A 25,479-nucleotide genomic window follows, 5' to 3' on the forward strand; every position below is an offset into this window, starting at 1 on the left:
GAGGGAGCGAGGTGGCCGGCCCTTTGCCGATGCGCGGCCACCCTGCGGTCCCGACCCCGGCCACAGCGGCCGGGGTCGGGACGTTCGACCGTGAGCGGGACGGCGGCCGCGAGCAGAAGAGCGGTTCAGGCGCGCGACTCAGACAGTCGGGGCCGGCTGGGCATCGGAGCGTGTGCTGCTCGCGGACCTCACGGCCGGGGCGGGGTTCGCCTCCAATGCCATGCGGACCAGGCTGCCGGCGGTGCGCGGAATACCCTGGCGGTCCTGCTCGCGGATCGCATCGTCCGGGGCACTGAACGCGGCGTGCGGCAGTCCGCCGCGGAAGAGGACGTACACGCTGGCCAGCGGCTCTCGCGGGGTGGTCCACGGTGCGGCGGCGTCCACGGCGAGCGTGGTGGTGCTCCAGGGGGCGTCGCGCCATGCGCTGTCGAAGTCCTGCGGGTTCACGTACCTGGAGGGCTCCCAGCCGTTGGGGGCGGCGCCCTGCCGTTGGGCGGCGGCCTTGGCGTCTTCCACGGTGGCGTGGGCGGACTGGCGTCGCCCGTAGCGGTACAGGAGGGTCACCGTCTGCGGCTCGGTCAGCTCACGCATCGCCTCCAGTCCGGCGCGTCCTTCGTCCGTGTCGGCGAGGCGGAAGTGGTCGGCGTGGGCGAGCAGAACCCGGGCGGCGTGGTAGCCGGCGGCTGCGGGCGATAGGCCGGTGGCCATCAGCCCGGCGATCTCGTCACCGGCCCTGCGGAGCCCCTCGATCATCCCGTCGCGCTCCTGAAGGAGCCTCTCCAGGTTCAAGCTCTTGTGTTCGAAGTCGTCTGCCCGGCCGCGCACCTCGGTGAGTTCGCCTTCCAGGCCAGGGACACGCTTCGTGGTCTCCATCGCCTGCTCGTACGTGTGACGGGTGGACCGGCGGATGATGCTGAACACGGGATTTCCCCCTTTGATGGTGTGGAGTGACCGGAGTGTTCCGGCTGCCTGATCCGCCCGGACCGCCAGGTGGCGGGACGGGCGGATCAGGCAGCCGCCAGCGCTCGGGGCGCTGCCGGGTCAGGCGGCCTTCGGAGAGGCTGGCGGGATGTAGGAGGCGGGGTCGGCGGGTGTGCCGTCGAAGCACTCTTCGCAGGAGCCGACCGTCCGCAAGCGCAGGCAGTGGAAGTAGCGGCGGCGGCACTTCGGGCAGGTCTGCCGCGCAGCCATCGCCTTGTCCAGCGCCGCTTCCTGAGCAAGCGTCGGGACCCGTTTCGGGACTGCCAGCTCGATGCGATAGAACCAGGCCGTTCGCAGGCCGCCGTGCCACGTGAGTGCCGCGATGGCCTCCTGGCCGCCAGGGCTCAGGCCCAGCGCGCGCAGCTGGCGACGGGTCGCGAGGCCGGTCTCCGGTATGGGTCCCTCGCCCCGTACCGCTGCGAGCACGGCAGCAGCGTTGGGGGCTTGGAGGAAGCCGTACACGGGGAAGGAGCCGTCGTCGTAGACGTCGACGTCGACCGGGTCGGCTTCGTCCGGGCGGTCCATCACGGCCTCCAGGCGCCGGGGAGTTGACGGGGCTGCTGCGGGTAGCGGGGGCCGGGGCGCAAGGGGCGGGGTCGGCCGATCCGGCGGCGCGGTCTGGGGATGAGCACGATCGGGTCCTCCAGGCGTCGGTGGGCAGGAAGCAGTGCGTCCCGCCGACGTCGTACTGGTGTCGGCGGGACGCCATGTGCGGCCGGGCGGCCTGTCCGGTCCTCGCCGCCCCCACGGGGCGGGGTGGGCGAGGGCCAGGCAGAGCGTCGGGTCAGCGGGCGGTGCGGAAGCGGCGGGCGGCCCACGACCGCAGCCGGTCGAAGCGGGTGGGGTGGGTGTGCCGCCAGGCGGTGGGGAACACGCCGTGCTCGGTGAGGAAGGAGCGGGACACGCCGCACGTGCACGTCCACACGTACGGCTCGGGACGGGTGTCGTCGCGGGTCGCGATCACCTTCGCCGTGGTGCCGTCATGGCTCCCGTGGAAAGTGGCGACCCAGAACTCGTTCTCCTGCAACTTCATCTTCATCGGATTCCTTCTCTGCGTGGTAGTAGTGCTGGACGGGGACGGCGCCGGTCAGCGCTGGAGGGGGTGGACGGTGTCGGGACCGAGGTCATCGCCTGCCGGGGTGGGGGCGGGGATCGTGGCGTGCAGGTGGAGCGCGGGGTTGAACTGGTACTGCGGCGGGTGGTTGTGGACGATGGGCCGCAGGGTCAGGCCGCGAAGGGCGAACATGCTGGCCAGGGCCCACATGAGGGCGGCGAGCCCGGTGGCGGCGGCGCGGCCCCCGTCCGGGGCGGCGGACCAGATCATGGCGAGGCTGCCGATGCCGAACAGCACCGAGGCGATGCGGGCGCCGGCGTTGCCGAAGAACCCGCCGACCAGGCCGATCAGCCCGGTCAGCTGCCAGAACGCGTAGAGGGCGGCCGGGGCGACGGACAGGTGCGCGGCCTGGTCGGCGAGGAAGAGCCGGACGGGGTGGTCGACCGTGCCCCACAGGCCGCTGCCGTCACCGCCGTTCGTGGCCGGGACGGCGGACAGGCCCTTGAGCGTGGCGGAGGCGATGTCGCCGGCGGCGTCCAGCATCATGACGAGGAGGCTGAGCCCGCCGAACAGGGCCGCCGCCTTGATCCAGTTGGCGGCCTCGTGCCAGCTGCCGTGCCGGGCCTGGAAGACCTCTTCCCAACGCTGGTAGAGGAAGCCGCCCTCCTGCCAGGACTCCTTCCACGCGGCGCGCAGCCGCGCGAGCCGCCTGGTGCTGGGCTTGGTGTCCAGTTCGAGGACGGGCGGCGGGGGCGTCTGGTCGATCAGGTCGAAGAAGGACGGGTTCTCCTGGCCGTTGACCGGCCTGTCGTTGTTGGGCATGGCGTAGCTGCTCCTTCGGCGAAGGGATCGGTGGGCAGTGCAGGGCTGGCCCGGGGCCGGTCAGCGGATCTCGTTGCGGGTGCGGGCGAAGAACGCCCCGCGCGTGGTGCTGTTGTTGTGGATCTCGGTGTGGTGGGTGACCGGGCCCTCGAAGACGTTCTTGGTGACGGCCGCGCGGTTCTTGCTGATCGCGCCGCCGATGGCGGTGGCGGCCATGGCCAGGGCCGCGAACGGCAGGGTGACCAGGAGGATGCCGTTCAACGTGACGGAGGCCAGGCCCTGGAACACGAGCCAGGCACCGCAGCCGATGCCGGTGATCCCGGCTCCCACGCCGATGGAGGCCACCGCGATCCCGGCCGCCCAGGCCGGGACGATCCGGTGGTCCTCCTGCCGCACGGGCGGGGTGGTGCCGAAGGCCGGCGGCTCGGTGTCGTCGCGGAACGAGGTGGGGTGGTGGCGTACGGGCTTGCTCGCCCAGGAGTCGAGCAGGCGGCGGGCTTCGGCCGCGGCCTCGGACTCGGGCATGCCGGACTGGGTGTTGTGCAGCGGGTCCATCGGGGTTCTCCGATCACGCGGGAAAGGGGCGCGCCCTCCTGGCCGTGACGGCTGGGAGGGCGCGTGGGGGAGTGGCCGCGCGCAACGGCGAAGGGCGTCGCCGCAGTCGTGTCCGGCGGCGCCCTTCGGCGTTGCGCAGCAGGTGAGTTGGGGCTGGCGGGTGGGTAGTCACCGCACCGGCGCCCCGGGCATCCTCGATCCGGTAGGCGCGGGAAAGGGGATCGGGTGGAGTTCGTCTTCGAGTGCGGGTGGTGCGGCGGGGACAACTACTTCGTCGGCAAGCAGGTCGGCTTCTGGGTCGACAAGTGGGAGATCCCGTCGGAGTGGGAATGCCGCTTCTGCGACGGGCTCAACACCACGCCGGACCCGCCGTGGACCGAGGCGTAGTCAGACGCTGGAGATCAGTCCGGCGAGCGAGACCAGGCCGCTGTTGAGGGTCGGCGCCAGGCCGGTCGCGGCGAGGGTGAAGCCGAACAGCGTGCAGGCCAGCGCGGAGCCGACGCGGACGTATCCGCCCTTGAGCAGGACGAAGACGATGATGCCCAGCAGCACGGCGGCGGAGATGGACAGGGCCACGGTGGTGGTGCTCCTTCACGGGTCGGGTGGGGCCGGCCGCGCTCGGGCGGGCCAGCCCCGGGGATGGTGGGTGTGATCAGGCGTCGGTGAGGCTCTTGATGGCCTCCAGCGCCTGGCGGGGAGAGGCGACCTGCTCGGAGCGGCGACCGCCGCCCTTGGAGCCGCGCCCGCCTCCGCCCTGCCGGCCGCCGCCGTGCCGGCGGGAGCGGCCCTCGCCCTCGTCGTCCTCGTCGGGCTCGGGCCAGAACTCGCCGGGCCGCATGGGCTCGTTCCAGTCGAACCACAGGCCGCGCTTGTCCAGCTCGCTGATCTCGTAGTCGGTGAGCCGGTTGACCTCATCGGGGAACAGGTTGGACAGGTCGGTGTCGAAGTCCGCGTACAGCGAGCGCATGAGCATGGCGCGGCCGTTGTCGAGGACGATGACCGCGACGCCGCCCGTGGAGACGCCGTTCTCCGGGTCGGCCTCGCCGCGCATGGCCCGCTCAATCGCGGAGCCTTCGGTGCGGGAGTAGCGGGCCGGGATGGTCGGCACGTCGTAGGCGTTCTCCATGGTGCCCTCCGCGGCCTTGCGGGTGGCGCCGGGCGAACCCATGTTGAAGATGACCGGCCTTGAGTTCTGCCGCAGGTTGTCCTTCATTTCCGTGGAGAACCCGTTGTGAGCGAACGGGCTCTGTCCGGCCGGGTTGAAGCCGATGCCGTACTTGAGGCCGGTGACCGTGAGGTCCTCGCCGTCCTTCTGGATGAACTCGCCGAAGTCCGCGTCCTGCGCCGCGGTCATGAACTCATCCCCGTACACGTTCAGCTGCCGGTACGGGCAGCGCGGGTCGCCCGGCTTGTAGTCATGCGGCTGGCCGTCGTGCGGCCAAGGCATCTCCGCCCTGATCTCGCACAGCGCCTTAGCCGCCCGCAGCGAGCGCGCCATCCACAACGCGTTCGAGCCCTGCCGGTCGATGTACCGGCCGAGCACGGTGGTCTTCTCGTCCTTGCGGACGGTGCCCAGCCACACCACCTGTCCGTCCAAGGACTGGGCAGCCATGTGGATCGCGAAGAACTGCGTCTTGCCCGACCGGCTGACCCCGAGAGTGAGGCCGTGGGCCGGGGCGTTCTTGTCGTGCTGGTACACCATCGTCTTCACCGGCTGGCCGGTGATGGTGAACCCGCACACGTACATGCCCTTGGCGTCCGGGGTGAGCAGCTCGCAGGTGGCGGAGAAGATCTGCGACAGCGGCGGCTGGTCGAACGCGCTGATCAGGAACTCCGAGCCGTCGATGAGGACGAACACGCAGGAGTCGTCCTCGGGCAGCCCGAGCGCGCGGCAGACCTTGGCCAGGTCGATGCGCGGGGTGTCGGTGGCGTCGGCCATCCTCGCCCGGTAGAAGGTGACCCCGCGTTCGTCGTCGCGGGTCTTGTGGACCAGTTCGGAGCCGGGGGCGCCGCCCTTGGGCCCGCCGACGCGGTCCGTCCAGCGTTCCTGCGCGGTCGGCTGGGTGCGCCGCCGGGCGTTGGCGTCGGGGGTGAGGCGGGCCTCCATCCAGCCGGGGCCGCCCTGGCGGCCGGGCTGGATGGCGACCTCAGCCAGGACGACGTCGCTGGAGTGCACGCCGAACGGGGCGGCGACCGCGGCCTCGGAGAGGCCGGTGATCGGCCGTCCGGTCTCCGAGGCGCGCAGCAGGAGCGTCATGTCGTGCTGCATACCGGGGTGCCGGGTCGCCTTGACGATGTGCGTGCGGCCGGGCATCCCGGCCTCCTCCCACAACACCCGCGCGTCGCGGGTGAGCAGATCGGCTCCGTCGTCCGGCTGCGCCACAGCCGACTCGGGGGCTTCGGCGGGCGCCAGCTGCGGGGCGGGGGCCGCGAGGGCTGGACGGTGACGGCGGCGGGTGTGCCGGGAGAACGGCATCACCAGGTAGCCGGCCGCCGCCCATCCGGCGGCGAGCAGCCCGTCCAGCCAGTACGGGCCGAAGCCGCCTGTGTGCCCGGCGGCGACGTCGACGGCAGCAGCCAGGACCAGCGGGGACCAGCGCAGGATCTTGCGTCCGGCGCCAGGCTCATCGCTCTTGTAGGCGAGGAACCAGCCGCCGATCCCGGCAGCGCCGGCCAGCTGCACGACCTGGTTGACGGGGCTGTCGGGGTAGAGGTTCGGGGCCGCGGCCAGCACGGGCGCGGCGAGGGTGTAGGCGAGGCGTTCGAGCGCGGCACTGCGCGGCGTGGTCACCAGCTTCTCCTTCGGCGAAATGAGCACGGGCGGCCCCGCAGTTGCGGGGCCGCCCGTGGCGGGGTGGGTGGGGGAGCGAGGTCAGCGGTTGAAGAAGCCCGGCCTGGGGGTCTTCTCGGGCCGGTTGGAACGGATGTCGTCCAGCGCGCCGTAGAGCTTGGAGTGGGTGCGCTTGGTCTCGTAGGTGAGGTCAGCGGTCTCGTGGGCGGTGTCGGACAGGTTGCGGACCTCCCGGGAGGCGCCGACCAGGGCGAGGGCCACGTTGAAGGTCAGGCGGACGAACTTCGGGTCCAGGTCGGCGTGTTCGATGTCGGAGGTGACGTCCTCGGCGTGGGCGGCGTTGCTCTCCATACTGCGGTGGAGGCCCTCCAGTTCGAGGGAGGCGTCGTCCATGGCCTTGCCGAGCTGGTCCAGCTTGCTCTGGACGGCCTTGTACCGGTTGTCATCGTTGGCCGGGACGGGTGCTGCGCTGGTGTTGCGGGGTGCAAGGTCGCTGCTCATCAGCGGTATTCCTCCAGGGCTTGGCTTAGTCGTGGTGGGCAGCGGCCGATGCGTGCGTGAGGCCGGCGTCTTCCTTGGCGTCCATGTCCTCGCCGTAGACGCGGGCGACCATCGCGGCGGCGAGCTTGGCGGCCTCCAGAGCGAGTCCGCACTTCTCGGCACACCGTTCGGCCAGGCCCTTCATGCGGGCTGCGGAGTCGGCCAGGTCCGCGATCAGGTCGGTGACCGCCGTGGAGATGTTGTGGTCGGCCGCCAGGTCGGCGGCCATCTCCCGCAGGGCGTCGGCGACCTTGCCGAGCGCCTCCGTCAGGGCTTCCGCGCGTTCCTGGTCGGAGGCGGCCTTGATGGCGATGTCCGCCATCTCCATCAAGTACCGGTCGAACGTAATGTCCGTGCGGTGCTGGACGCCCAGGCCGCTTCGCCCGGACGGCCTGCTGACTCCCGAGCTGCTCACGCTGCTCCCTTCCATGCTGGTCGGTCGGCTGGTGCCGGGCCGTGTGGTGTTGCGAGCCGGTGCGGCCGGGAGACTTTGGGCCCCAGTGGTGACCGGCTGCGGGCTCGATGCGGGACGCCGCCGACGGGCCTGTTCGTCGGCGCGCTCCACCGTGATCCCGACGGACTCTGCCGGGACCGGCCCATCCGGCTCCGGCGGCTCGGACGCGGCCTTCCGGTCCCGCATCCTGCGCAGGCGCTCCCTGGCAGCCTCGAACCACCACCACTCGCTGTCCGAGTCATCTGCTGTCTGGGCGCGGGAGCCCGCCCAGCCGGACGTCTTGCCCCGCCGTCCGGCCCGGCCGGGCCGGGTGCGGCGGGTACGTCCGAACCAGCCGGCCCGGCCTGTGCCGCCGGTGCGCCGGCGCCGGAACCGGCGCCGCTTCTTGGCACCGTCAGACGCTCTGTCACCTGCCGTTGAGCCGGTGCCCGGCACATCGCCTGCCTTGCCGTCCTTCGCGGAGCCGGGGGGCCCGTCAGGGCCGTCCTTGGCGGTCTTCCCGTCCGTGCTGTCGGTGTCCTTGGCCTTGGAGTTCTTGTCCTTGGTCAGGTTCACCTTCTGGGTGCCGGCCGTGCCGTCCTTCGCGTCAGCGGCGGCCTTTGCATCGGCGCGGCGCCTGTCCCAGCGGCGCTGGGCTTCCTCACCGACGGCCTGGCCCAGCGTCGTGCGGCCCGGGTCGGCCGACGCCGCGGCTTCCCGCTTCGCCTGCCGTGCCGCGTCCCGCTCCTGCCGCCTCAAGCGGCGGTCCTCCCACGCCTGCTGTCGCTGGGCGCGGGCCTGGTCGCGGTCCTTGCTGCGGTCTGCGACAGCGGCGGCGTGCCCGGCTGTGCGCCGCTCTTGCCGTCCGGCCTGCCGGACCCCGGCGCGCTCCTGGCGGCCGCGGGCCCGCTCGGCGCGGGGGCCGGATGCCTGACCTCCGCCGTCGCTCTTGGAGTTGTTGTTCCGGCCAGTGCGGCCAGAGCCCGCCTGAGGGTCCTTCGACGGCCCGGACGAACTGCGGCGCCCGGAATTGGCTGCGTGGCCGCCAGAGCCCGACGGGGAGCGCTTCGTGGCGCCCTTGCCGCCTCCGCCGCCCCCGGTCGATCCGGCCCCCGAACGGCCGCCGGGGGCGCTGGAGTTGGAGCCGCGCGAGGACCCGGACCGGTTCGGCCCGGGGTTGGAGTTGTTGCGGGACGGCGCGCTGCCGCCCCCGCCGCTGGCCTTCGAGCGGCCCTTGTCCGTCCCCAGGCCGGAGCTGGACGACTTCATGTGGTCGGCGTCGGCCTTTCCGCGCGCCGCGGCCTTGTCGCCCTTCGCTTTCATCATCGCGGCGCGGAGCTTTCCGTTCTGCTCCATCATCGCGACGTCCTGCGCGGTGCGGCCCTCCAGCAGCGCCGCCTTCCGCGCTATTTCAGCCTCACGGAAAGGCGCTTCGCTTTCATGATTGGCCCGCGCTATTTCCAGCCGGAATTCCAGCCAGTCACCGAGACGGTCAGCGAGAGAACGAGGCTGCTCGTATTCACCTTCCTCGTATTCGCTTTCATCTTCACCGGTTTCCGGTGCGGTAATTCCTTCGGAACGCAGCGCCGTTGCCGGGTCCGGGGCGGCCGGGATCGGCGGCAGTTCCATCGTCGTCTCCTCCGGGCTCTCCGAGGGAGCCTCCGGAATGTCTTCCGGCGGTGGAATGGTGTCGATGAAATCCGGGGTCGGCGGCAGCGAGTACGTGGAATCGCCGCTCCAGGGGCCGTGGACCAGGGTTCCGCCGCCGGTGTCGTCAGGGTCGTCGGACACGGGCACCTCCCCTCCTGGGGGCTTGACAGACAGTGGGGGCTTGTGTGCACGCGCGTGCACGTGCACGGGTGCACGCTTTACGCGCGCGAGGCCCCGCCGGACGCTGGCGGGGCCTTCGTGGGTGACGCTCAGTGACGCGGGCCGTGCTGCTTCAGGACGGTGCCCGCGTACTGCATGAGGTGGTCGAACAGCCGCGGGTCGCCCGCCTGCCGCTTCTCCAGAACGAGCTTGAAGAGGCGGCAGACCAGCGTGAACGCGGTGATGACATCGCCGCGTCCGGCCTTGATTTCTCTGGTGATTTCGGACCGAGTAACGCGGAGCCAGAATTCCATCCGGCCGATTTCCCCGCGACTTTCGATCGCCTTGCGCTCTTCCTCCGTCAGCCAGCGGTTCCGCCCTTGAATGGAGCGTTCGGCACTGCTGAGGGGGCGCGTCACGCCGACTCCCTCTTACCGAGGTCGTAAATCGACGTGGGGCCACCATAGCCGGAATTCTGGTTCTGTGCACCATGCTGGGGCGGGTTGGGTGCGGCCTGGAGGGGCGGCGGGGTCTTCTTCCGCTGCCTTTCCAGCTCCTTTTCCTTCCTCCCCTTGGCCGTATTCACAACGGTCTCGTCGTGGGCGCGGCGCTTATAGGCGCTCTTTTCCAGGCCCTCGGTCAGGTTTTTCAGGTTCTTGAGCACGCTCCCGAGGGCCTTTTCCACGGGCATCGCGCGCAGCCTGGCCTGGTACCAGCGATCGCCCTCCACGTGCGTCTCGCGCAGGTGAACACGGGTCTCGATCGCAAGGGTCTCCAGGTTCTTGCCGACGTCCAGCAGGAGCCGCTGAACATCGGCCAGGTACCGGGCAGTTGCCTCCGGAGACTGCGCAACGTCGCGCAGAGGGGAGTAGTTCGGGTCGCTGCTGTTCACGGCGGGGATTCCTCCTGGTGTACTGGTGGGGCTGTCGACTGCTTCCGGCAGTCGCAGCAAGGGCCAGCCCACTTCCGATGGGCTGGCCCTCACTGATGTGTGCCGGACGGGTGGGTCAGGTCAGGTACTTCTCCGCGTCTGACGGACGCAGCAGGCCGGCCTCCTTGAGCAGCCGGACCGCCCGGGGCTGGTTCACGCCGAGCTGGGTGCGCACGCGGCTGATGTTGACGAAGCCGTCGTCCTCGCGCGGGAGTTCTCGTACGGCGGGCAGCAGTTCGGCGTCCGTACGAGCCGGGGTGGCCGTACCGGTACGCCCGGCGTTGTCCGTACCGCTGGTACGCGGGCGGCCGTTGGCCGTACTGGTACGGGCGGCGGGAGTGCCATTCGCCGGGGCCGTACGAGCGGGGACCGTACTGGTACGCGTCCCGCCGTCGTACACCGCCGCGCTGGTACGGCCGGAGTGCTCCGTACTAGTACGACCCGCCCCCGAGGGGGTGGCTTGTACGCCGCTTGTACGGCTGCTGTACGCGCTGGTCGCGCCCGTATTCACCCCTGCCGGGATGGTGGCGTTCGCGCCGTTGCGTACAGGCTCCGTACGAGCCGCGCCGGGGACCGTACCAGCGGGCGGCGTACTAGCCGCCGCGCCGTACAAGCCCGTACCGGCCGGGGTGGTACGCGCGTGCTGCGTACCAGTCGCGCCGTCCGTACGAGCGGCCGTACTGGTACGTCCGTCCGTACCGGACGCGGTGCCCGTACCACCGTGGCCGTCCGTACCGGCGTCGTGCATCAGGGAGTGGACGCGCCAGATGACGGCCACGAAGATCAGCACGACGAAGGTGGTCAGCGGCCACGGCGCCGACCCGCCCGGCTTGACGATGTGCGCCTGCTCGGACAGGTGGTAGATCACGTTCGCCGACGCCATCAGCGTCAGCGCCGCCGGGATGTCCCGCTTGGCGCGGAACGCCGTCACGCAGTACACGTCCAGCGACACCGGCAGCAGCGGAGCGACGTACGCGTTGATCCCGACCATGCGGGCCAGCTCGTACTCGCCGGAGGCGGCCAGCCCGACGCCGGCGGCCAGCGCGATCCACGGCGCGGTCTTCCACGCCTTGCGACCGAGCCGCTGATGCCAGCCCCGGAACTTGGAGTTGGCCTTCTTGGCCTCCCGAGCCTCTTCCAGCATCCGGCGGGCGCTGGCCTCAGCAGCCTGCGCCCGCTCGAAGGTGCCCTTGGCCTTCTTCTCCGCCTCGCTGGTGATGCGGTCGGCCTCCTTCTGCGCCGTCTCCCGCAGCTGGACGGCGAAGGTCGTCGCCTCGCGGCGGAGCCGCTCGCGCTGTTCCTCGCACGCCTTACGCAGTCCGGCGAGGTCGGCGTCCAGGGCGGCACGCTTCTCGGCTGCCTCCTTGTCGAAGGCCTCGCCCATCGCGTGTAGCTGCTCACGCAGTTCGGTGCGGGCCTTCTCCGCCTCGGCATGAGCGTCGGCGACGGCCTGGTCCGCCTCGCGCCGACGGGAGCCAGCGGCGGCGACGGCATCGGTGTAGAGCGTCTCGCCCTCTGCCCGGCGGGCGTCGTAGGCGGCGGCCGCCGTCGTGGCCAGGCTGGTGATGCGCTCGTGGGCCTGGTCGACTTCCCGCTGGGCGGCTGCCCGCAGCTGGTCGGCCTGCTCCTGGGCGCGGGCGAGGATCGCCGCGGCCTCCGCACGGCGTGTGGTGACCAGTTCGCCGATCTCCGCCAGGTCGGCCTCCACCAGGCGGCGCATCTCGGTGACCGCCGTGCGTGCCGACTCGTGGTCCGCGGCTGCCTGTTCGGTCAGCTCGGCAACCTGGGCGTGCGCCTCCTTCAGAAGGGAGTCGGCGCGGTCGCGGGCCTCGGACAGGAGCCGGTCGGCCTCGCCGCGCGCGGCCTCCACCGTTTCCTTGGCCTCCGCACGGTGGGCGGTGGCTTCCTGCCCAGCCGTCTCGGTGAGGCCCTCGGCACGCGTGCGCGCCTCGGACAGCATCTGCGCGACCTGCTCGTGCGCGGCGGCGACGGTGCGCGCCGCCGCGCCTTCGGCCTCCGTCTGGAGGGCGGCGGCGTTCTCACGGGCGAGGTCGACGATGTCGGTGGCCCGGTCCCGCAGGTCCGCCGTACGCGTCTCCTGATCCGTCGCCTCGGTCGCGGCCGGGGCGGGAACGGTGGTGGGGGAGGCGGCGGGCGGCGGAGTCGGCTTCTTCCGGGCAGTGGGCCTCTTACGGGTTCGTGTGGCGGCCACGCCGCCTCCTTCCAGGTCGGGTGCCGCCCGGACGGGGCGGCGGATCAGGGGTCAGATGTGCTGTGCGGGCAGCGCCGCGTCCTGCGCAAGGTGCTGGCGCAGCCAGGCGACGGCGGCCGGGGTCATCGCCCCGGTGTCCGGCTCGCTCAGCGGCGCGGTGTCGATGTCGTGCATCGCGTCCGTGGCCGGGAGCAGCCGCATGTAGTCGGGGTCGATCCCGGCGCGGGCGCGATTGCCGCTCAGCTCGGTCAGGTCGTAGAGGACCTTGCGGGTGTCGGCGTGCGTCCAGGACCGCTCCACTCGGCCGACGAAGGTGTGGCCGGGAAGCCCGAGCCAGAACCGTTCGACGTCGCGGAACAGGACGATGTCGCCCTTGGTGTAGGTGACCTTCGGCTGTACGGCCTGCGTCTGGGGCTGGGGCACGTGCTCTCCTCACATCGCGTACACCGGCCCGGAGGCCGGCGGGTCCGGACTGCCCGGCTCCCAGTCACCGCCCGACCCGGCCGCCGGGATCGGCGGGCGGTGCGAGCGGATCAGGCAGCCGTCAGGCCGACCGCGAGGTGCTGAAGGAACTGGCCAGGGACGCCGCCTGGAGCAGCGCAGCGGCGCCGGTCTTCCCGCTGCGGGCCGTGCCTCCGATGAGCGCGTGGGTGGCCGCGAGCCGAAGAGGCCGTGTGGCGCCGGTGGGCCGGTGCGGGTCGACGATCCGGCCGTCGGGGAGCAGCTCACCGGTGTCCTCGAAGAGCAGGACAGCGTTGCAGAGAAGGCTCCAGCCCTGCTCCGGGTGGGCAGCCACGACGTGCGCGGCCTCCCGGTCCGGGCTGTCGGCCGTCGGGCACGTCGGGGTGTGCGTGCACAGCAAGTCCGGCAGCGTGGTGCCGGTCGTCGCGGTGTCGTGCTGGTTGCTGCTACGCATGGGCTCTCCTGCGGGGATGCGGGCCCGAGACTCTCTCGGGCTGAAGGCGTGAGAAAGGCCGGCCGCCCGTGGTGCGGGCGACCGGCCTGGCGGAACTGCGTGGCGCGGGACAGAAGTTGGGATGCCGTCCTGCGGTGCGGGCTGATCAGCCGTGAGCGCGGCGACCGAAGTCGTGCTGCTCGTTGGTCCGACGCAGCGCGTCCTCCAGGCGCTTCTGGTCGGCGTCGGTCATGCCGACGCCTGCCGCGCCCGGTTGCGGGCGGCGCGGCGCTTCATCGCGCGCCGTTCGTCCTCGGACAGTCCGCCCCAGACACCGGAGTCCTGACCGGACTCCAACGCCCACTGCAGGCAGTGCTCGATGACCGGGCAGCGGCGGCAGACGGCCTTGGCCTCCTCGATCTGCAGGAGCGCCGGGCCAGTGTTACCGATGGGGAAGAACAGCTCGGGGTCCTCTTCGCGGCACGAGGCCAGGTGGCGCCAGTCCATGCTGATCACTTCCCCTGCCGGACGCGGCGCAGGGCCTCGTCCATGATCGGGTCGGAGTCGCCGTCGTTCCGTGCGATGCTGGTGGGCATCAGGTCTCCAATCGGGTCCTGGACAGCCCCGGAGGGTCTCAAGTCACCGGGGCTGTCGTGCTGTTCAGGCTGTCTCGTACGAGCAGCCACGGCCCCGGCCTCCCCGATCACTCGGGATGGCCGGGGCCGTGGGCGTTCGTGCAAGTCAGCGGGTGGGCTGAAGGGGCTCAAGCGGCACGCCGCGAGCCTCAGTCGGCGTATCACCAACGGGCAGCTGCGAGCGCCGAGTGTCGGCGTCCTTCACCCTCGGGAGCACCGCAACCCACTCAGACGTCCGCTTCGCCGGGGCCACCGCAACGTACTGACGATCAAAACGCTGGCGTTCCCGGGCGAAGAACTCGCGAACGGACCGGCGTTTGGGCTCCTGGCGGAGCAGTCGAAGGAAGGTGATGGCCAGGCGCTCGCCGTCGCGGCAGGGCAGCGGCTGTCCGTCGCGGCCGGTGGCCTCGCCCTTGCAGGCCAGGCACTGCTGCTGGTGCTGCCGGAACGCCTGGCGGACCTGTTCCGCGCTGAGCGGGGCGGGCTTGATCTGGCTGGCGGCCAGGACTGGCTTCACCTTCGGCTTCGGCAGCACCTTGGTGGCACGGCGGGAGGCAGTGGTCGGGACCGCTTCGATCAGCTCCGTGTGCCAGGCGCCGACCTCGACGTCGATGGCGACCTGGCGGTTACTGCCAGCCGTGCAGCGGCGCGGTTCGGCGGCGTTGGCGCGGCCGGTGTGGTGGGGCACCAGCTTCGGCGTGCCCTGCATGCCGGTGATCGGGACCCAGGTGGAGCAGCCGGGGCAGACCAGGTGCTCCTTGCCGGGCGTTAAGTCGAGCTCGTTGGCTTTGAGGTCGGAGGCGATGATCGGCGGGCGGTGGTTGACGTTCGGGGTACGAGTCTTGCGGCGGCGCTTGCGGGCCTTCGGCACTGCGGGCGTCGTGGTCGCCATGGGGGACTCCTCGTGATCGGAGAGACGGGGCGCGTCGCGGTGCTCTCTCCGCCCGTCAGGCCGCACGGGTCATTCCCGGCGTCCTGACGGACGGACAGCGCATCTGCGCTGCGACGTGCAACGCAGGAGCCACACCAGCCAGTGACTGGTCCGGGGGATTTGGTGGAGCTATCAACCCCGGCCCTCCCCGTGAGGGGAAGAGGCTTCCTGCGGTGGTGCTGTGGGGACCGACGTTCCGGCTCCCTCATCCGGCGCCGCCCTGAGGCAGATCCAGGTGGGGGAGTCGGGCCCGAAGACCCAGCCGCACCTCGTTACCGAGGTCCAGTGAAAGCCTCCTCGGTACCGATGTCAAGAAGTACGTTACCGATGATGTACCATCCGCGTATCCCCAACACGATCAACGCGCCCCTTAGGTCCCCTCGGTAGCAAGCAGCCCTAGGATCGCTACCGAGGTAGGGAGACGAATGACGGACGAGGCAGGCGCGCAGCGCACGAAGGTCCAGCAGATTGCTGACGACCTGAAGGCGGCGATTGAGCGCGGGGATGACGGATTCAGGCCTGGCGACCGGCTGCCAGGTGAGAACGCCCTGGCAGCGCAATATGGCGTCGCCAGCCTCACTGCCCGAAGGGCCCTCAAGCTTCTGAGCACCGAAGGACTGGTCGAGAGCAAGAAGGGAGCAGGTGCCCGTGTCCTGTCGTTCCAGCCCATCAGGCGTCACGGCATTCCCCGACTGGCTAGTGACCAGTGGGGGAGCGGGAAGTCGATTTGGTCGGCAGACGACAGCCGTGCGCCAGACGTTGACCAAATCACGGTGCAGCAAAACGCATCCCCGCCTGAGCACATCAGGACCGTGCTCGACTTGGGTCCTGAAGAGAAGGCCTGCGTACGCAGTCGGCGGTACGTCATGGAAGGACGACCTGTCATGCTTGCCGCGTCCTACCTCCCACAGGCGCTGGTCACAGGCTCCCCCATCACTCAAGCGGACACTGGCCCCGGCGGGATCTACGCCCGGTTGTCCGACCTCGGACACGCACCGACGCATTTCCGTGAGGAGATCCGAGTACGCCTGCCCACGGTGGATGAGGCAGCTCGGTTGTCCATCCCTACCGACAGGGCCGTAATCAAGTTGGCCCGGACGGCATTTGACGCAGCTGGGCGAGCGGTGGAGATCAACGAGATGACCATGGACACGGCAGCGTACGTGTTGGACTACGAATTCGACGCCTGACACCAATGTGTCTGGCCAAGCACAAGCAGCCACTGGTGATGCCTCCCAAACCGTCGAACGTGCAGGTGCCATCACACCCGCACAGAGCTCGGAGGCCCATCACGAAGAGCTCGTCACTTCGGTGAACGAGTTCCTCAACGCGTTTTCAACGACTGGCTACACACGGGTTCTCGGGGCCCGCGCCTAGGCTCCGAGGCATGGTGCAGACGGAGGGTCATGGGGTGGGGAGACAGCGTGCGGGATGGCGTCCGGACAGGCTGCGTGAACACCGTGAGGCGCATGGGCTGACGTTGGAGGAGGCCGGTGAGCGGCTGCGTGTTGTGGCTGAGCAGGCTCGGGTGACGGTGCCGGCTGCGAATCCGCAGACGCTGAGCATGCACGAGACGGGCGAGAGCTATCCCGGTCCGCCGTACCGCCGCGCGTACTGCTTGCTCTACCGGGCTACGGAGCCGTCGCTCGGGTTCCGGCCGGCTTTGCCGGGGGAGGAGACGCAGTTCGAGGTGACGCCGCTGCCGGAGCAGCGCAACGGATCGCATGTGATCGCTGTGGAGCGGGCGCTGACGCGGATCTCGGACGGAGACGGGTTCGACAGCTTCGGTTGGCAGCAGCGGGTGATGGAGGCGTGGAAGCGCCGTCGCACGGGCGGTGATCCGCATAGGCCGTGTGTGGTGCTGGTGGGTGGTTATGCCGGGTCGGGGAAGACGGAGTTCGCCCGGTTTTTGACGCAGTTGACGGGCTGGCCTCTGGTCGACAAGGACCCGTTGACGCGGCCGCTCGTGGAGCTGTTGCTCACCTCGTTGGGGTCGCAGCCGCACGATCGGCACACGGAGATCTACCGCGATCGGGTGCGTCCTGCGGAGTACGCGGCATTGATGCAGGCCGTGTACTCGAACGTGAGCTGCCAGATCTCCACCGTGGTGACGGCGCCGTTCATCGCCGAGCTCACCAATGAAGAGTGGATGCAACGGCTGATCAACCGCTGTTCAGCGCAGGGTGTCGACGTCGCGCCGATTTGGGTGCGGTGCGATGTGGAGTCGATGCACGAATACATCTCGCACCGCGGTGCGGCTAGGGATGCTTGGAAGCTGGAACGTTGGGACGAGTACTTGGCCACGATCGATGTGGCCCTTCGTCCCGTCGTCCCTCATCTCGTGGTTGACAACCGCCTGGGCAGCGCAATCTCGCTGGCGGACCAGGCACGGCAGGCGATCGGGGCGATGTCCGTATGAGGCGGCAGGGAGTTGTTTTGTATGGCCCGCCAGCCGCGGGCAAGGACACCGTCACCACGGCGCTCACCCAGCTGCGCCCGCAGTACGGCCAGTTTGCACGGCTCAAAGTCGGGTCGGGCAAGTCGACCGGCTACCGGATGGGCACAGCGGAGCAGCTGCGCGAGCTGGAAGCTGCGGACGGGGTCGTCTACGCGAACAGCCGCTACGGCAACACGTACGTGCTGGACCGGCCGGGGCTGGACGCGGCGTTCGCGGCCGGGGTGCCGGTGGTGCACCTCGGGCAGGTCGACGGCATCCGGGCCCTGATCGACGGCTACCCGGCGGACTGGTCGCTGGTGCTGCTGTGGTGCCCGCGCCAGGCGACCGCAGAGCGGTCCGCGGGCCGGGGGGACAGCGACACCCTGGCGCGTGTTGCGGCCTGGGAGGCGACCCGCGAGGACATGGACTCGCATCCAGGCATGGTCTGGGACCTCACGGTGGACACCACTACGACACCGCCGGAGGAAGCAGCTCGGCTCATCGACCGGCTGGTAGCCGGGAGCTCCAGAGCAGCGTCCGCTCCAGGCGATCAGAAGGGACATGCATGACCGAGCACGTGTACGTCATCGGCTCACCCGGCTCTCGCAATGTGAAGATCGGACGCAGCACAGCTCCCGAGAGGCGCCTCTGGACCATCCAGGTGGGGTCTCCAGTGCGTCTTGCGCTGTTGGCCACGTTCGAGGGCGGGCAGGTTCTGGAAGAGGCGTTGCACTGCTACTTCAGCGCCTACCGGAAGCACGGTGAGTGGTTCGAGCTGGGTACCGACCCGGTAGAAGAAGTACACGCAGCAGTGGCTCTTGGTGTCGGTCGCCTCCGTTCCAGCCGCCCTGCCGCCTCCTTCACAGCGCATTTCGGCGGCGCGCGCTGGGACGATCGGTTCCCTCGGCGCATCACCACTGTTCTCGCGGCGCACGGGATCACCCTGGATTCGCCTGGCTCCAGCGAGGACGTGCTCCATCAGTGCAAAGCCAGTAGCGGCTGTGTCGATTGCCGCACCGGGCGTTCCGTCTACCTAGCCGACCCCGACTTCGTCGTGCATGCGACGAGCTGGGAAGGTCGCCTCTGGGCTGAGCGTTTCCCGGAGGTACAGACGGCATGAGCGCGTGCTACGGGCGGGCGAGTTGGTCCAGGGCGTCGGTGAGCGTGAGCTCGCTGTCGTCCTTGGCGTCGTTCCACCGGGCCAGCGTGGACGCGGCCGCGCGCAGCATCTCCGGCGGAAGGCCGGCGGCCGCGAGGGTGTCGGCGGCTTCCTCCAGCTCCGGGCCCCAGCGCCAGGCTCGCGCGGCGGTCTTGGCAATGTACTGCGGCTCGGAGAGGTACGAGTCGGCGCGCCGGGAAGCGACCTCGATGAGCTCCTGGTCGACGCCGTGCTCGCGCGCCATCCCGACCGCGAGCGCCACCAGCACCCGCGACGTCTTCTGGAAGCTGGCGTACGCCAGCTTCAGCGCCGATGCCTTCCCGATTCCCGTGCCTAGTACTGCCGTGCGGACGGCAGTACCTGTGAACAGCGTCTCGATGCGAGCGGTCGCGTTACCCGGGCCGGACAGGTACAAGGTTGGCGCCTTGCCACCGACCGGCGGGGAGCCGACGACGCCGCCGTCCACGACGGTCGCGTCCGGTGCGAGCAGCGCGGCGATCCGCTGCGCCCGCGCAGGGTTGATGGCGTTCGCGTCCACATACACCCCGGTAAAGCGGTGCCTGGCGACGTCGTGGGCCAGGTCCTCGGCGGCGGCTGGCGGGCAGAGGCTGATGACGATGTCGCTGCGGTCCAGCAACTCCGCCAGCGTGGCCACGCGCGTCAGGCCGAACTGCGCGGCACGCTCCGCGGACGCAGTGCTACGCCCGGCTTCGCACCACAGGACCTCGGCCGCGTTGGCCGAGGCGCAGGCAGCGACGGCGGCACCCATGGTGCCCGGGTGCAGGATGCCGACGGTCGGCTGGTCCACGGTGCTACTCCGTCTCGTTGATCAGGATGGCGATGGCGTCGGTGACGTCGTCGACGATGTGGTGCGCGGTGGGAGGGCCGTCAGGCCAGGGTCGGCCGCGCAGCCAGATGGTGTGCAGTCCGGCTTGGTGGCCGCCGCCGATGTCCCCGGCCGGGTTGTCGCCGACCATCCAGCCGCCGTCCGTGAGGCTGGCGCCGCAACGGGAGGCCACGAGTTCGAAGAGGGCAAGGTCCGGTTTGCGGATCTCCAGGTCGCCCGATACGGCGACGCCGTCGACCAGGTCGGCGAGGCCGGTCGCGGCGAGTTTGGCGCGCTGGATGTCGGAGGCGCCGTTGGTGGCGATGCCGATCGTCCATGCTGCGGCCCGGAGTTCGGCCAGTCCCTCGAGGACTTCGGGGCGGCACGTGACGGCGGCCGCCATCATGCCGACGTACTCCTGCCACAGATCCGCAGCGGGCTCGGTCAAGTTGAAGACGGCGCGCAGCTGGGCGAAGTCGCTGGCATTCGCCCGTTCGGCGAGCTGGGTGCGAAGCCATTGTTCGACCGGGAGGCCGAAGCCGTGGGCTCGGCACAGGTCGGTCACGGCGTTGCCGAGGGCGGCCTGCCGGTCGACCAGCGTGCCGTCCAGATCGAAGAGGGCGAGTCGCTGCACGTCAGCGAGCCTATCGGCGGTGCCGCGTGGTCTGGTTCAGCGCCCATTCTCCGGACGGCTGGGGGCTGCTGCGGCCCGTGGGGCGGGCGCCGCATGCAGGTTGTATCCCGCGTGGCGGTATTCGCGGGGGTGTCCGGGCAAATCTTCTTGGCTTGCGGGCTGATCCTTGTTCGGATCAGGAGCACTGGCCCCGTGAGTGGTGCAGTTGGTCCTGGTGAGGGGCGAATTCAGCAGGGAGGTATCAGGTCGTGACGGGACGTCAGTGGCCGTGTCGCTTTGCGACACGTGTGCCCCAGGACGGCGCGGGGTTCGGCGGGAGCGATACAGTGGCCCCCAGCGTTGATCAAAAAGAGTGGCCCCGTCGACCGGCCTTGAGCAAGCCGGGAGGGGCCACGTGGCCGACGGACCTTGTAGCAGGGGTCCGAAGGCCTGCCGAGCACCCTTTTCGCGAGAAGGAAGGTGCCGACGTGATCAGGGTACCCGTACCCGTCACCCGACACACCGCACCCCGCCGTGGGCCCAGCAACCGTGGCCGTTGCTGGTCCTTCGACGGGGTGTTCGTGCTGTCCGCGCGCACCCCGGTTCGCCCCTCTGGTGAGGGGGTCGGGATGACGTAGGTCTCTGGGGGCGGCGCCTGCTGTGCAGGACTTCTGACCGCCCCGGGCCTGGCTCCCGGTGATTGCCCGTCACCAGTTCCAGCGCCCATCTGCTCTCCGTGAGGTTTGCCCGCCTCGTGGAGGAGCTGCCCGCCCCGGTTGCCGCCGGCTGCGAGCGGTTCGAAATCGGTTCTCCACAGAACCCGAAGCGCCCCGAGGGGGCTTCGTTGTACCTGCTTCATAGAAGGAGGACGTCGTCATTCTGCACGACGCTTTGGTCTTTGGCCAGCCCAGCTATGCCCGTTTCATGCCGGTTAGTCGGTGTGTGATGTCGCGCATTGAGGCATTTAGCAGCCCGATTCGCCCCCTATGTCCCGCTATTGGCGCTGCTCCGCACCCGCACGGCGGGGCCCCGGCGACGTACCCCGGCCGCCGTCAGGCAGCCGGTACGAACGACGACATCCACGGCCGCGGGACCCTGGGTCGGAGGCGCGCCGTCCCGGATGGCGGGAGCCATTTCAAGAGTCTTGCTCGCCGGGCGGGAGCGCTGGGGCTGCTCGGGGTTGGACCCGCTCTGTCCACAGGTGATCTGGCCCAGGGTCGTCTGATGGGTCATGCTGCGCGTTCTTTTCGGGTGGGCCAGTGAGCGCGGACGCGGCGTCGATCGCTGCCGTGGACAAGAGGGCGCCGGTTCGGCGGCAGCAGGTGCGGGTGCCGATGCGTCTGGTGTCGTCGGCGGCGTACTCCGATGTCGCGTTGTCGGTGTACGTGAAGGTGAAGGCGCTCGGGCTGCGTCCGGAGGGGTGCCAGGCGAAGTCGTCGACGATCGCCTCGTATCTGGGGATGTCGCCGGCGTCGGTGGAGCGCGGGATGACGCAGCTGCGCCGTCCGGGGCCGGACGGTGTGGTGGAGCTGGTCTCGGATCGTCGGACGCTGCCGGGCGGCACGGGCACGTCGGCGTTGCGGACGGTGCGAACGATGACCCGTAGGGAGGCGTTCGTGTGGCTGCCGGTGGCGGCCGCGGAAGACCTCACGCCCCGGCAGCTGCGCGCGTACGCGCTGATCGCCTTCGCGCAGGCGCGGGGGATCGCGCTGACGGAGGCGGAGCTGGCGGCCGGCCTGCGGCACCACTCAGGCCGGAAGGCAGGTCAACCGATCTCGGTGACGGCGGCGTCGGCGGTCGTGGACGAGGTGGAGGCGACGCGCTGGATGACGGTGCAGCGGCGTGCGGGGGCGCAGGGGCGTCACCAGTACATCGCGCACGACATCGCTCCCGAGGCCCGTCCGGACGGTGGCTGCGTGGCAATCGCCGTGGATGCTGAGGCGGCTGGGACCAGTGGTTCGCAGGAGTGGGCTAGTTCCCAAGTTGGTGAGGGATCCGGTTCGCCGGTTGGTGAGGGATCCCTCGCGAATAAGGAATCACCTAGGACTGACTCACCGAATGACGAGCGCGCGTTCCTCTCACCCGCCGTAGGCGAGGTACCGGTAGTTGAGGGCGCCAGGGCTGTGGAAAACCCGGCTTACGCTGCTGCGCGTACGGAAGCCGACGCTGGTCTCGCGCTTCGCGCGGGTGGAAACAACCAGCCCTCCCCCTCGAAGCCGGAAACCGAAAAGCGCAGCAGCAGGGGCGGGGGGTCCCCGCGGGCGTCGTACGACGGACCGCAGTTGGCCATGCGCCCGCACATCTACGCCGTGCTGGAGCCGGTGCACCTGCTGCTGGAGCGTGTGCACAGCGACTTCGTCGTCCGGCAGATCGCTCGTGAGGTGGGCCGCCAGCTGCGCGAGGGCACCGACGCCGACCGCCTGCACCACCGGCTGACCGCCCGGTTCGCCAAGGTGATGCTCTCGAAGATCCGGGACCCGGGCCGGTGGCTGCTCGGGGTGGCCCTGCCGCGCTGGGGCTGCGGCTACCAGGACTGCGAGGCCGGTGTTCTGTGGTCGACCGGCAAGGACTGCGAGGTGTGCGCCGAGATCGTCCAGGACAAGGCTGCTGCCCGGAGGCGCGCCCAGCGTATCGAGCAGGGCCTGTGCCTCGAGCACGGCACCCGTCCCGGCTCGGCCGGACGCTGCGCCGACTGCGTGCTGGACGACGCGATGCGCAACCCTGCACCGGTCCCGGCGCCACGCGAGCCGGAGGGTCCGCCGCGCGGTTCCTGCGGGGACTGCGGCGCCCGGATCATCGTGGTCGGCCGAGCCCTCGAGGACGGCCTGTGCAAGCTCTGCCGCGAGGAGGCCGCTGCGCTGGGCGCCGCCGTCGTGGCCACGCCCGCCGCCGCACCGGCCGGGCAAGAGACCTGCTCGGACCGGGACGGGACCGCGCCGTGCGGCCGCAAGGCCCTGCCGTCCCGGAGCGTCTGCGGTGTCCACCGCGTCCAGGAACTGGCCGGGGAGGTGGCGTGATGACCGAGAACCCACAGCTCAGTGGCATCGACCTGGCCCGGGTCGCCCTGCGCGCTGCCAAGGCGGCGGCACAGAAGAACGGCGGCGGCCGCACGGTGCAGTCGAAGCCGCGTACGACTCGGGTGGTCCGGCGCGGTGGGCGAGAGCCGATGGGGCTCGGTGCCGCGATCGTTGCGCTGGTGACCGAGCGGGCCTGGGAGCTCCCGGCCGCCGGTGCGACGCTGCGGGAGCGGTGGGCGGCCATCGCCCCCGAGCTCGCCGGGCACGTCGCGGCCGTCGGGTATGACGCCGACTCGGGCCGGCTCACCGTGTGCCCGGAGTCGGCGGCCTGGGCGACGAAACTGCGCCTGGAGCAGGCCCGGGTCATGGAGGCAGTCAATGAGTCGGCCGGCCGCACCGTGGTGCGCGCCCTGCGGATCCTCGCGCCTGGCTCGGTGTCCGCGCCTGACCTGGACGATGCCGCCCTGCAGCCAGCGACCGCGCCGCTGGTGCCAACGAAGACCAGAGAGAACGCGTGTGAGGGCTACCGTCGCGCGCTCGCCGCGCACCAGTCCGCCGCGCACCCGAGCCGGGGCGACCCGTACATCGCGGAAGCGGTGGAGCGGCAGACGAAGGCGATGCACGAGTTCCGCGCCCGTGCGTTCCCCGAGCCGGAGTCAGCACCGGACGGTGAGCCGGCCCAGATCGCGGCGGCCCGTGTTCAGCGCCGCCGTGAGTCCGAGGCCACCCGTGCCCTGGCGCTGCGCCGGGCCCGGGCGGAACGTGCCGCCCGACAGGATGGCACGCCGGCCGCTGCTGCCGAGCCTGCCCCGATGCGTACAACGGCGTGAGCACGGTGATGCTCTGTCAGGTCAACAGCATGGGTGGCACGATGAGTTGGGACGAAGGGCGGGGGTTTCGTGCGGGGTGACAGGCGGCAGATCCAGACGGCGGTCTTGGGCGGCGCGGACTCGGAGGAACCGCTGATACTGCCGCTGGAGGCGATCGAGCTGGACGCCTTCCGCCGCCGGCACGAGTACGACACGTTCTGGTGCGGGCTGCTGCTCGGAGGCTGTGGCATGCAGCTGACCACCAAGCTGTACACCGACCGGGTCTGTCACTTCGCCCACCACCCGGGCCCCGACGGCCACCCATATCTGTGCGGCCGCCGTGCCCGCGGGGTCAGCAGCGCCGACCACCTGTACGTGAAGTCGGCTGCCGCCGCCTGGCTCCGCAGCCGGGGCGCGGAGGCCGACGTCGAGTTCGTCCAGCCGGACGGGGCGCCGATCGGCTCGGTCGTGGACATCCAGATCCCCCGCGGTGGACTGCGCGTGCACTTGGACCAGGCGGTGCCACCCGCGTGGGACCAGGACGGCCGTGAGCCGGTGCTCGGGGTGTCGGTGCCGGTGGATCGGGACACGCTGATCGACCGCTGGTACGTCCACCGCATCCGGCTGGACAGCGACGGCACCACCCGCACGGTCCGCATCGGCACCGAGGCGTTCGCCCGGGAAACCGAGTGGTTCGCGCTGGACGACTGCGAGATGACGGAGCGCGGTCTGTTGACGCCGGCGGTGGAGCAGATAGTGCGCTCCCGCAGCACACGCCCCGTCACCCAGTGGGGCGTGGCCAAGACAAGGAAGGCCCCGGACGCCCGCGCGCGAGCACAGGTGCTGCTGCGCAAGCTGGCCGACGCCATGAGGGTGGAATCCGTCCTCACGGTCACCCAGGTGCGCCGCGACATCGCCGATCTGACCGGCGTTCAGGGAGAGCTCCAGGACCAGTTGGCGGCCGCCGCCGCGGACGCGGAACGCTGGCTGGAGGACCAGACCCAGGTGAGGCACGCGCTCTTCTCCCGCCTGGAGGACGCCCTCGCTGCGAGGGACACCGTGCAGGTCCGCCGCCTGCTGGCGCGCGTCAACGCGACCGCAAGCCACGACCGCACCGCCAACGAGATCACCCTTGTCGACGTGGCGGCCGGGTACCTCGCGGAGCAACAGCACGCCTACGCGGAGCAGTTGCAGGCCAGGGCGGCGGCCAGGCTGGCCGAACAGCAGGACGCCCGGGCGCGGCGGGCAGCCGACCGGGTGCGGACGCTGCTGGCGACGCTGCACCGCCGCGGGGACACCGGGTCCCCGAAGGTGATGCGCAAACTGGTGCGAGAGCTCCTGCACGCAGCATCCGATGCTGGCGACCGCGTCGACGCTGATCAGCAGGAGCAGATCGACGTCTGGAAGACGCGCGCTGGCATCGGCTGGCCGCTGGCGCAGGCCGCCCGCCCCGCCCCTGCACTGGGGGTGCCGCAGGCGGTGCGGCACCAGCAGGTGGCCCGCCGGTACTGGATCAAGAAGAATTGCCCGCGCTGCGGAGCCGTGGTGGGCAAGAACTGTGTCACCAACGCCCGGACCGGTACAGGCGCCGTGTCGAAGAGCCCCCACTACGAGCGGATCGAGCCCATCCTGGCGGACCGCCAGGCCAAAGCGGACCGACGCTGGCGGGCACCAGGGGCGTACGACATCGCCTGCCCCGACTGCGGAAAACCGCCCGGCGCACGCTGCACCTCACCGAGCGGCGGCGTACACCGATCGAGGGCCGAACGGGCGCAGAGGCAAGCCGGTGAGGAGTCGGCATGAGCCACGGTGAGGACGCACAGGTCACTAGTGTCCTCGGATGACCAGCCGGCCCCGATCGAGACGGCCCGCGTCCAGCGTCGCCGTAAAGCCGAGGTCACCCGCGCCCTCGTGATGCGGCGGGCGCGTGCCGAGCGAGCGGCCCGGCAGGACAGGCCTGTGGCGGGACAACTCGACAACACCCCTTCATGGGACGCTATCCAAGTCACAAGGCTCCAGGTCAGAAGCC

General features: G+C 70.6%; 25 protein-coding genes and 1 pseudogene. 8 read left to right on the top strand and 18 right to left on the bottom strand.

Going from position 1 to position 25,479, the window contains the following annotated elements; translation table 11 throughout:
• Positions 1-138: 138 nt before the first annotated feature.
• The 5 genes from BN159_RS42300 to BN159_RS42320 all read right to left on the bottom strand — a co-directional run bounded on the left by BN159_RS42300 (position 139) and on the right by BN159_RS42320 (position 3,412).
• Positions 139-921, bottom strand: coding sequence for a hypothetical protein (locus BN159_RS42300; RefSeq protein WP_051113710.1), 783 nt, complete (start codon positions 919-921; stop codon positions 139-141).
• 120 nt (positions 922-1,041) lie between these two features.
• Complete coding sequence (locus tag BN159_RS42305) at positions 1,042-1,506, bottom strand: RRQRL motif-containing zinc-binding protein (protein ID WP_015449467.1); 465 nt, start codon at positions 1,504-1,506, stop codon at positions 1,042-1,044.
• A 259-nt stretch (positions 1,507-1,765) separates the two neighbouring features.
• Entirely contained in the window at positions 1,766-2,020 is a 255-nt protein-coding gene (locus tag BN159_RS42310) for a hypothetical protein (RefSeq protein ID WP_015449468.1), read from the bottom strand.
• Between the two features lie 48 nt (positions 2,021-2,068).
• Positions 2,069-2,857: a hypothetical protein gene (locus BN159_RS42315; RefSeq protein WP_015449469.1), complete on the bottom strand. Its 789-nt coding sequence runs from the start codon at positions 2,855-2,857 to the stop codon at positions 2,069-2,071.
• Between the two features lie 60 nt (positions 2,858-2,917).
• On the bottom strand, positions 2,918-3,412 hold the full coding sequence (locus BN159_RS42320; RefSeq protein ID WP_015449470.1) for a hypothetical protein: 495 nt from the start codon (positions 3,410-3,412) through the stop codon (positions 2,918-2,920).
• 225 nt (positions 3,413-3,637) lie between these two features.
• Between BN159_RS42320 and BN159_RS46355 the strand changes: the two genes are divergently transcribed.
• Complete coding sequence (locus tag BN159_RS46355; RefSeq protein ID WP_015449472.1) at positions 3,638-3,799, top strand: hypothetical protein; 162 nt, start codon at positions 3,638-3,640, stop codon at positions 3,797-3,799.
• On the opposite strand, the gene BN159_RS42325 is transcribed toward BN159_RS46355, so the two are convergent.
• The 11 genes and pseudogenes from BN159_RS42325 to BN159_RS43145 form a co-directional block, all read right to left on the bottom strand.
• Positions 3,800-3,988, bottom strand: a complete 189-nt coding sequence (locus tag BN159_RS42325) for a hypothetical protein (RefSeq protein ID WP_041822792.1) — start codon at positions 3,986-3,988, stop codon at positions 3,800-3,802.
• A 76-nt stretch (positions 3,989-4,064) separates the two neighbouring features.
• Complete coding sequence (locus tag BN159_RS42330; protein WP_041822795.1) at positions 4,065-6,203, bottom strand: hypothetical protein; 2,139 nt, start codon at positions 6,201-6,203, stop codon at positions 4,065-4,067.
• Positions 6,204-6,284: 81 nt separating this feature from the next.
• Positions 6,285-6,704, bottom strand: a complete 420-nt coding sequence (locus BN159_RS42335; protein ID WP_015449474.1) for a hypothetical protein — start codon at positions 6,702-6,704, stop codon at positions 6,285-6,287.
• Positions 6,705-6,729: 25 nt separating this feature from the next.
• Positions 6,730-8,535, bottom strand: a complete 1,806-nt coding sequence (locus tag BN159_RS42340) for a hypothetical protein (protein WP_041822856.1) — start codon at positions 8,533-8,535, stop codon at positions 6,730-6,732.
• Between the two features lie 560 nt (positions 8,536-9,095).
• Positions 9,096-9,404, bottom strand: a complete 309-nt coding sequence (locus BN159_RS42345) for a hypothetical protein (RefSeq protein WP_015449476.1) — start codon at positions 9,402-9,404, stop codon at positions 9,096-9,098.
• Positions 9,401-9,877: a hypothetical protein gene (locus BN159_RS42350; protein WP_015449477.1), complete on the bottom strand. Its 477-nt coding sequence runs from the start codon at positions 9,875-9,877 to the stop codon at positions 9,401-9,403. The genes BN159_RS42345 and BN159_RS42350 overlap by 4 nt, the downstream gene beginning before the upstream one ends.
• Before the next feature lie 115 nt (positions 9,878-9,992).
• A complete protein-coding gene (locus BN159_RS42355; protein ID WP_015449478.1) occupies positions 9,993-12,128 on the bottom strand; it encodes a hypothetical protein in 2,136 nt (711 codons plus the stop codon).
• Between the two features lie 51 nt (positions 12,129-12,179).
• Positions 12,180-12,551, bottom strand: a complete 372-nt coding sequence (locus BN159_RS42360; protein WP_015449479.1) for a hypothetical protein — start codon at positions 12,549-12,551, stop codon at positions 12,180-12,182.
• Positions 12,552-12,798: 247 nt separating this feature from the next.
• Positions 12,799-12,987 (bottom strand): annotated as a pseudogene (locus BN159_RS47340) (DUF5999 family protein); the annotation flags it as partial.
• A 285-nt stretch (positions 12,988-13,272) separates the two neighbouring features.
• Positions 13,273-13,530 (bottom strand): WhiB family transcriptional regulator, encoded by a 258-nt coding sequence (locus tag BN159_RS42370; RefSeq protein ID WP_015449482.1) that lies wholly within the window; start codon positions 13,528-13,530, stop codon positions 13,273-13,275.
• A gap of 234 nt (positions 13,531-13,764) precedes the next feature.
• On the bottom strand, positions 13,765-14,550 hold the full coding sequence (locus tag BN159_RS43145) for a hypothetical protein (protein ID WP_051113711.1): 786 nt from the start codon (positions 14,548-14,550) through the stop codon (positions 13,765-13,767).
• A gap of 464 nt (positions 14,551-15,014) precedes the next feature.
• On the opposite strand from BN159_RS43145, the gene BN159_RS42380 reads away from it, so the two are divergent.
• The 4 genes from BN159_RS42380 to BN159_RS42395 all read left to right on the top strand — a co-directional run bounded on the left by BN159_RS42380 (position 15,015) and on the right by BN159_RS42395 (position 18,146).
• Positions 15,015-15,779: a GntR family transcriptional regulator gene (locus BN159_RS42380; protein WP_015449484.1), complete on the top strand. Its 765-nt coding sequence runs from the start codon at positions 15,015-15,017 to the stop codon at positions 15,777-15,779.
• Between the two features lie 197 nt (positions 15,780-15,976).
• On the top strand, positions 15,977-17,008 hold the full coding sequence (locus tag BN159_RS42385; protein ID WP_041822797.1) for an AAA family ATPase: 1,032 nt from the start codon (positions 15,977-15,979) through the stop codon (positions 17,006-17,008).
• The gene (locus BN159_RS42390) at positions 17,005-17,595 is read left to right on the top strand and encodes a phosphotransferase-like protein (RefSeq protein ID WP_015449486.1); all 591 of its coding nucleotides are present in this window, start codon (positions 17,005-17,007) and stop codon (positions 17,593-17,595) included. Before BN159_RS42385 ends, BN159_RS42390 begins: the two co-directional genes overlap by 4 nt.
• Positions 17,592-18,146, top strand: coding sequence for a GIY-YIG nuclease family protein (locus BN159_RS42395; protein ID WP_041822800.1), 555 nt, complete (start codon positions 17,592-17,594; stop codon positions 18,144-18,146). The genes BN159_RS42390 and BN159_RS42395 overlap by 4 nt, the downstream gene beginning before the upstream one ends.
• A 7-nt stretch (positions 18,147-18,153) precedes the next feature.
• Here the strand turns inward: BN159_RS42395 and BN159_RS42400 are convergent, their stop codons facing one another.
• A complete protein-coding gene (locus BN159_RS42400; protein WP_015449487.1) occupies positions 18,154-18,993 on the bottom strand; it encodes an NAD(P)-dependent oxidoreductase in 840 nt (279 codons plus the stop codon).
• A 4-nt stretch (positions 18,994-18,997) separates the two neighbouring features.
• A complete protein-coding gene (locus tag BN159_RS42405; protein ID WP_015449488.1) occupies positions 18,998-19,645 on the bottom strand; it encodes an HAD family hydrolase in 648 nt (215 codons plus the stop codon).
• A gap of 1,238 nt (positions 19,646-20,883) precedes the next feature.
• On the opposite strand from BN159_RS42405, the gene BN159_RS42410 reads away from it, so the two are divergent.
• From BN159_RS42410 to BN159_RS42420, 3 genes are all read left to right on the top strand, one after another.
• Positions 20,884-22,641, top strand: coding sequence for a hypothetical protein (locus BN159_RS42410; RefSeq protein WP_051113712.1), 1,758 nt, complete (start codon positions 20,884-20,886; stop codon positions 22,639-22,641).
• Complete coding sequence (locus tag BN159_RS42415) at positions 22,641-23,471, top strand: DciA family protein (RefSeq protein ID WP_041822803.1); 831 nt, start codon at positions 22,641-22,643, stop codon at positions 23,469-23,471. The genes BN159_RS42410 and BN159_RS42415 overlap by 1 nt, the downstream gene beginning before the upstream one ends.
• Before the next feature lie 69 nt (positions 23,472-23,540).
• Positions 23,541-25,253: a zinc finger domain-containing protein gene (locus BN159_RS42420; protein WP_051113713.1), complete on the top strand. Its 1,713-nt coding sequence runs from the start codon at positions 23,541-23,543 to the stop codon at positions 25,251-25,253.
• Positions 25,254-25,479: the final 226 nt, after the last annotated feature.

It is taken from the genome of Streptomyces davaonensis JCM 4913, assembly GCF_000349325.1.
Taxonomy (GTDB): Bacteria; Actinomycetota; Actinomycetes; order Streptomycetales; family Streptomycetaceae; genus Streptomyces; species Streptomyces davaonensis.

What these genes read in the sequence shown, in the direction of transcription:
- BN159_RS42305 (WP_015449467.1), bottom strand. Translation starts at nt 1,506, where the DNA reads ATGGACCGCCCGGACGAAGCCGACCCGGTCGACGTCGACGTCTACGAC.
- BN159_RS42310 (WP_015449468.1), bottom strand. Translation starts at nt 2,020, where the DNA reads ATGAAGATGAAGTTGCAGGAGAACGAGTTCTGGGTCGCCACTTTCCAC.
- BN159_RS42315 (WP_015449469.1), bottom strand. Translation starts at nt 2,857, where the DNA reads ATGCCCAACAACGACAGGCCGGTCAACGGCCAGGAGAACCCGTCCTTC.
- BN159_RS42320 (WP_015449470.1), bottom strand. Translation starts at nt 3,412, where the DNA reads ATGGACCCGCTGCACAACACCCAGTCCGGCATGCCCGAGTCCGAGGCC.
- BN159_RS42335 (WP_015449474.1), bottom strand. Translation starts at nt 6,704, where the DNA reads ATGAGCAGCGACCTTGCACCCCGCAACACCAGCGCAGCACCCGTCCCG.
- BN159_RS42340 (WP_041822856.1), bottom strand. Translation starts at nt 8,535, where the DNA reads ATGATGGAGCAGAACGGAAAGCTCCGCGCCGCGATGATGAAAGCGAAG.
- BN159_RS42370 (WP_015449482.1), bottom strand. Translation starts at nt 13,530, where the DNA reads ATGGACTGGCGCCACCTGGCCTCGTGCCGCGAAGAGGACCCCGAGCTG.
- BN159_RS43145 (WP_051113711.1), bottom strand. Translation starts at nt 14,550, where the DNA reads ATGGCGACCACGACGCCCGCAGTGCCGAAGGCCCGCAAGCGCCGCCGC.
- BN159_RS42380 (WP_015449484.1), top strand. Translation starts at nt 15,015, where the DNA reads ATGACGGACGAGGCAGGCGCGCAGCGCACGAAGGTCCAGCAGATTGCT.
- BN159_RS42385 (WP_041822797.1), top strand. Translation starts at nt 15,977, where the DNA reads ATGGTGCAGACGGAGGGTCATGGGGTGGGGAGACAGCGTGCGGGATGG.
- BN159_RS42390 (WP_015449486.1), top strand. Translation starts at nt 17,005, where the DNA reads ATGAGGCGGCAGGGAGTTGTTTTGTATGGCCCGCCAGCCGCGGGCAAG.
- BN159_RS42395 (WP_041822800.1), top strand. Translation starts at nt 17,592, where the DNA reads ATGACCGAGCACGTGTACGTCATCGGCTCACCCGGCTCTCGCAATGTG.
- BN159_RS42415 (WP_041822803.1), top strand. Translation starts at nt 22,641, where the DNA reads ATGACCGAGAACCCACAGCTCAGTGGCATCGACCTGGCCCGGGTCGCC.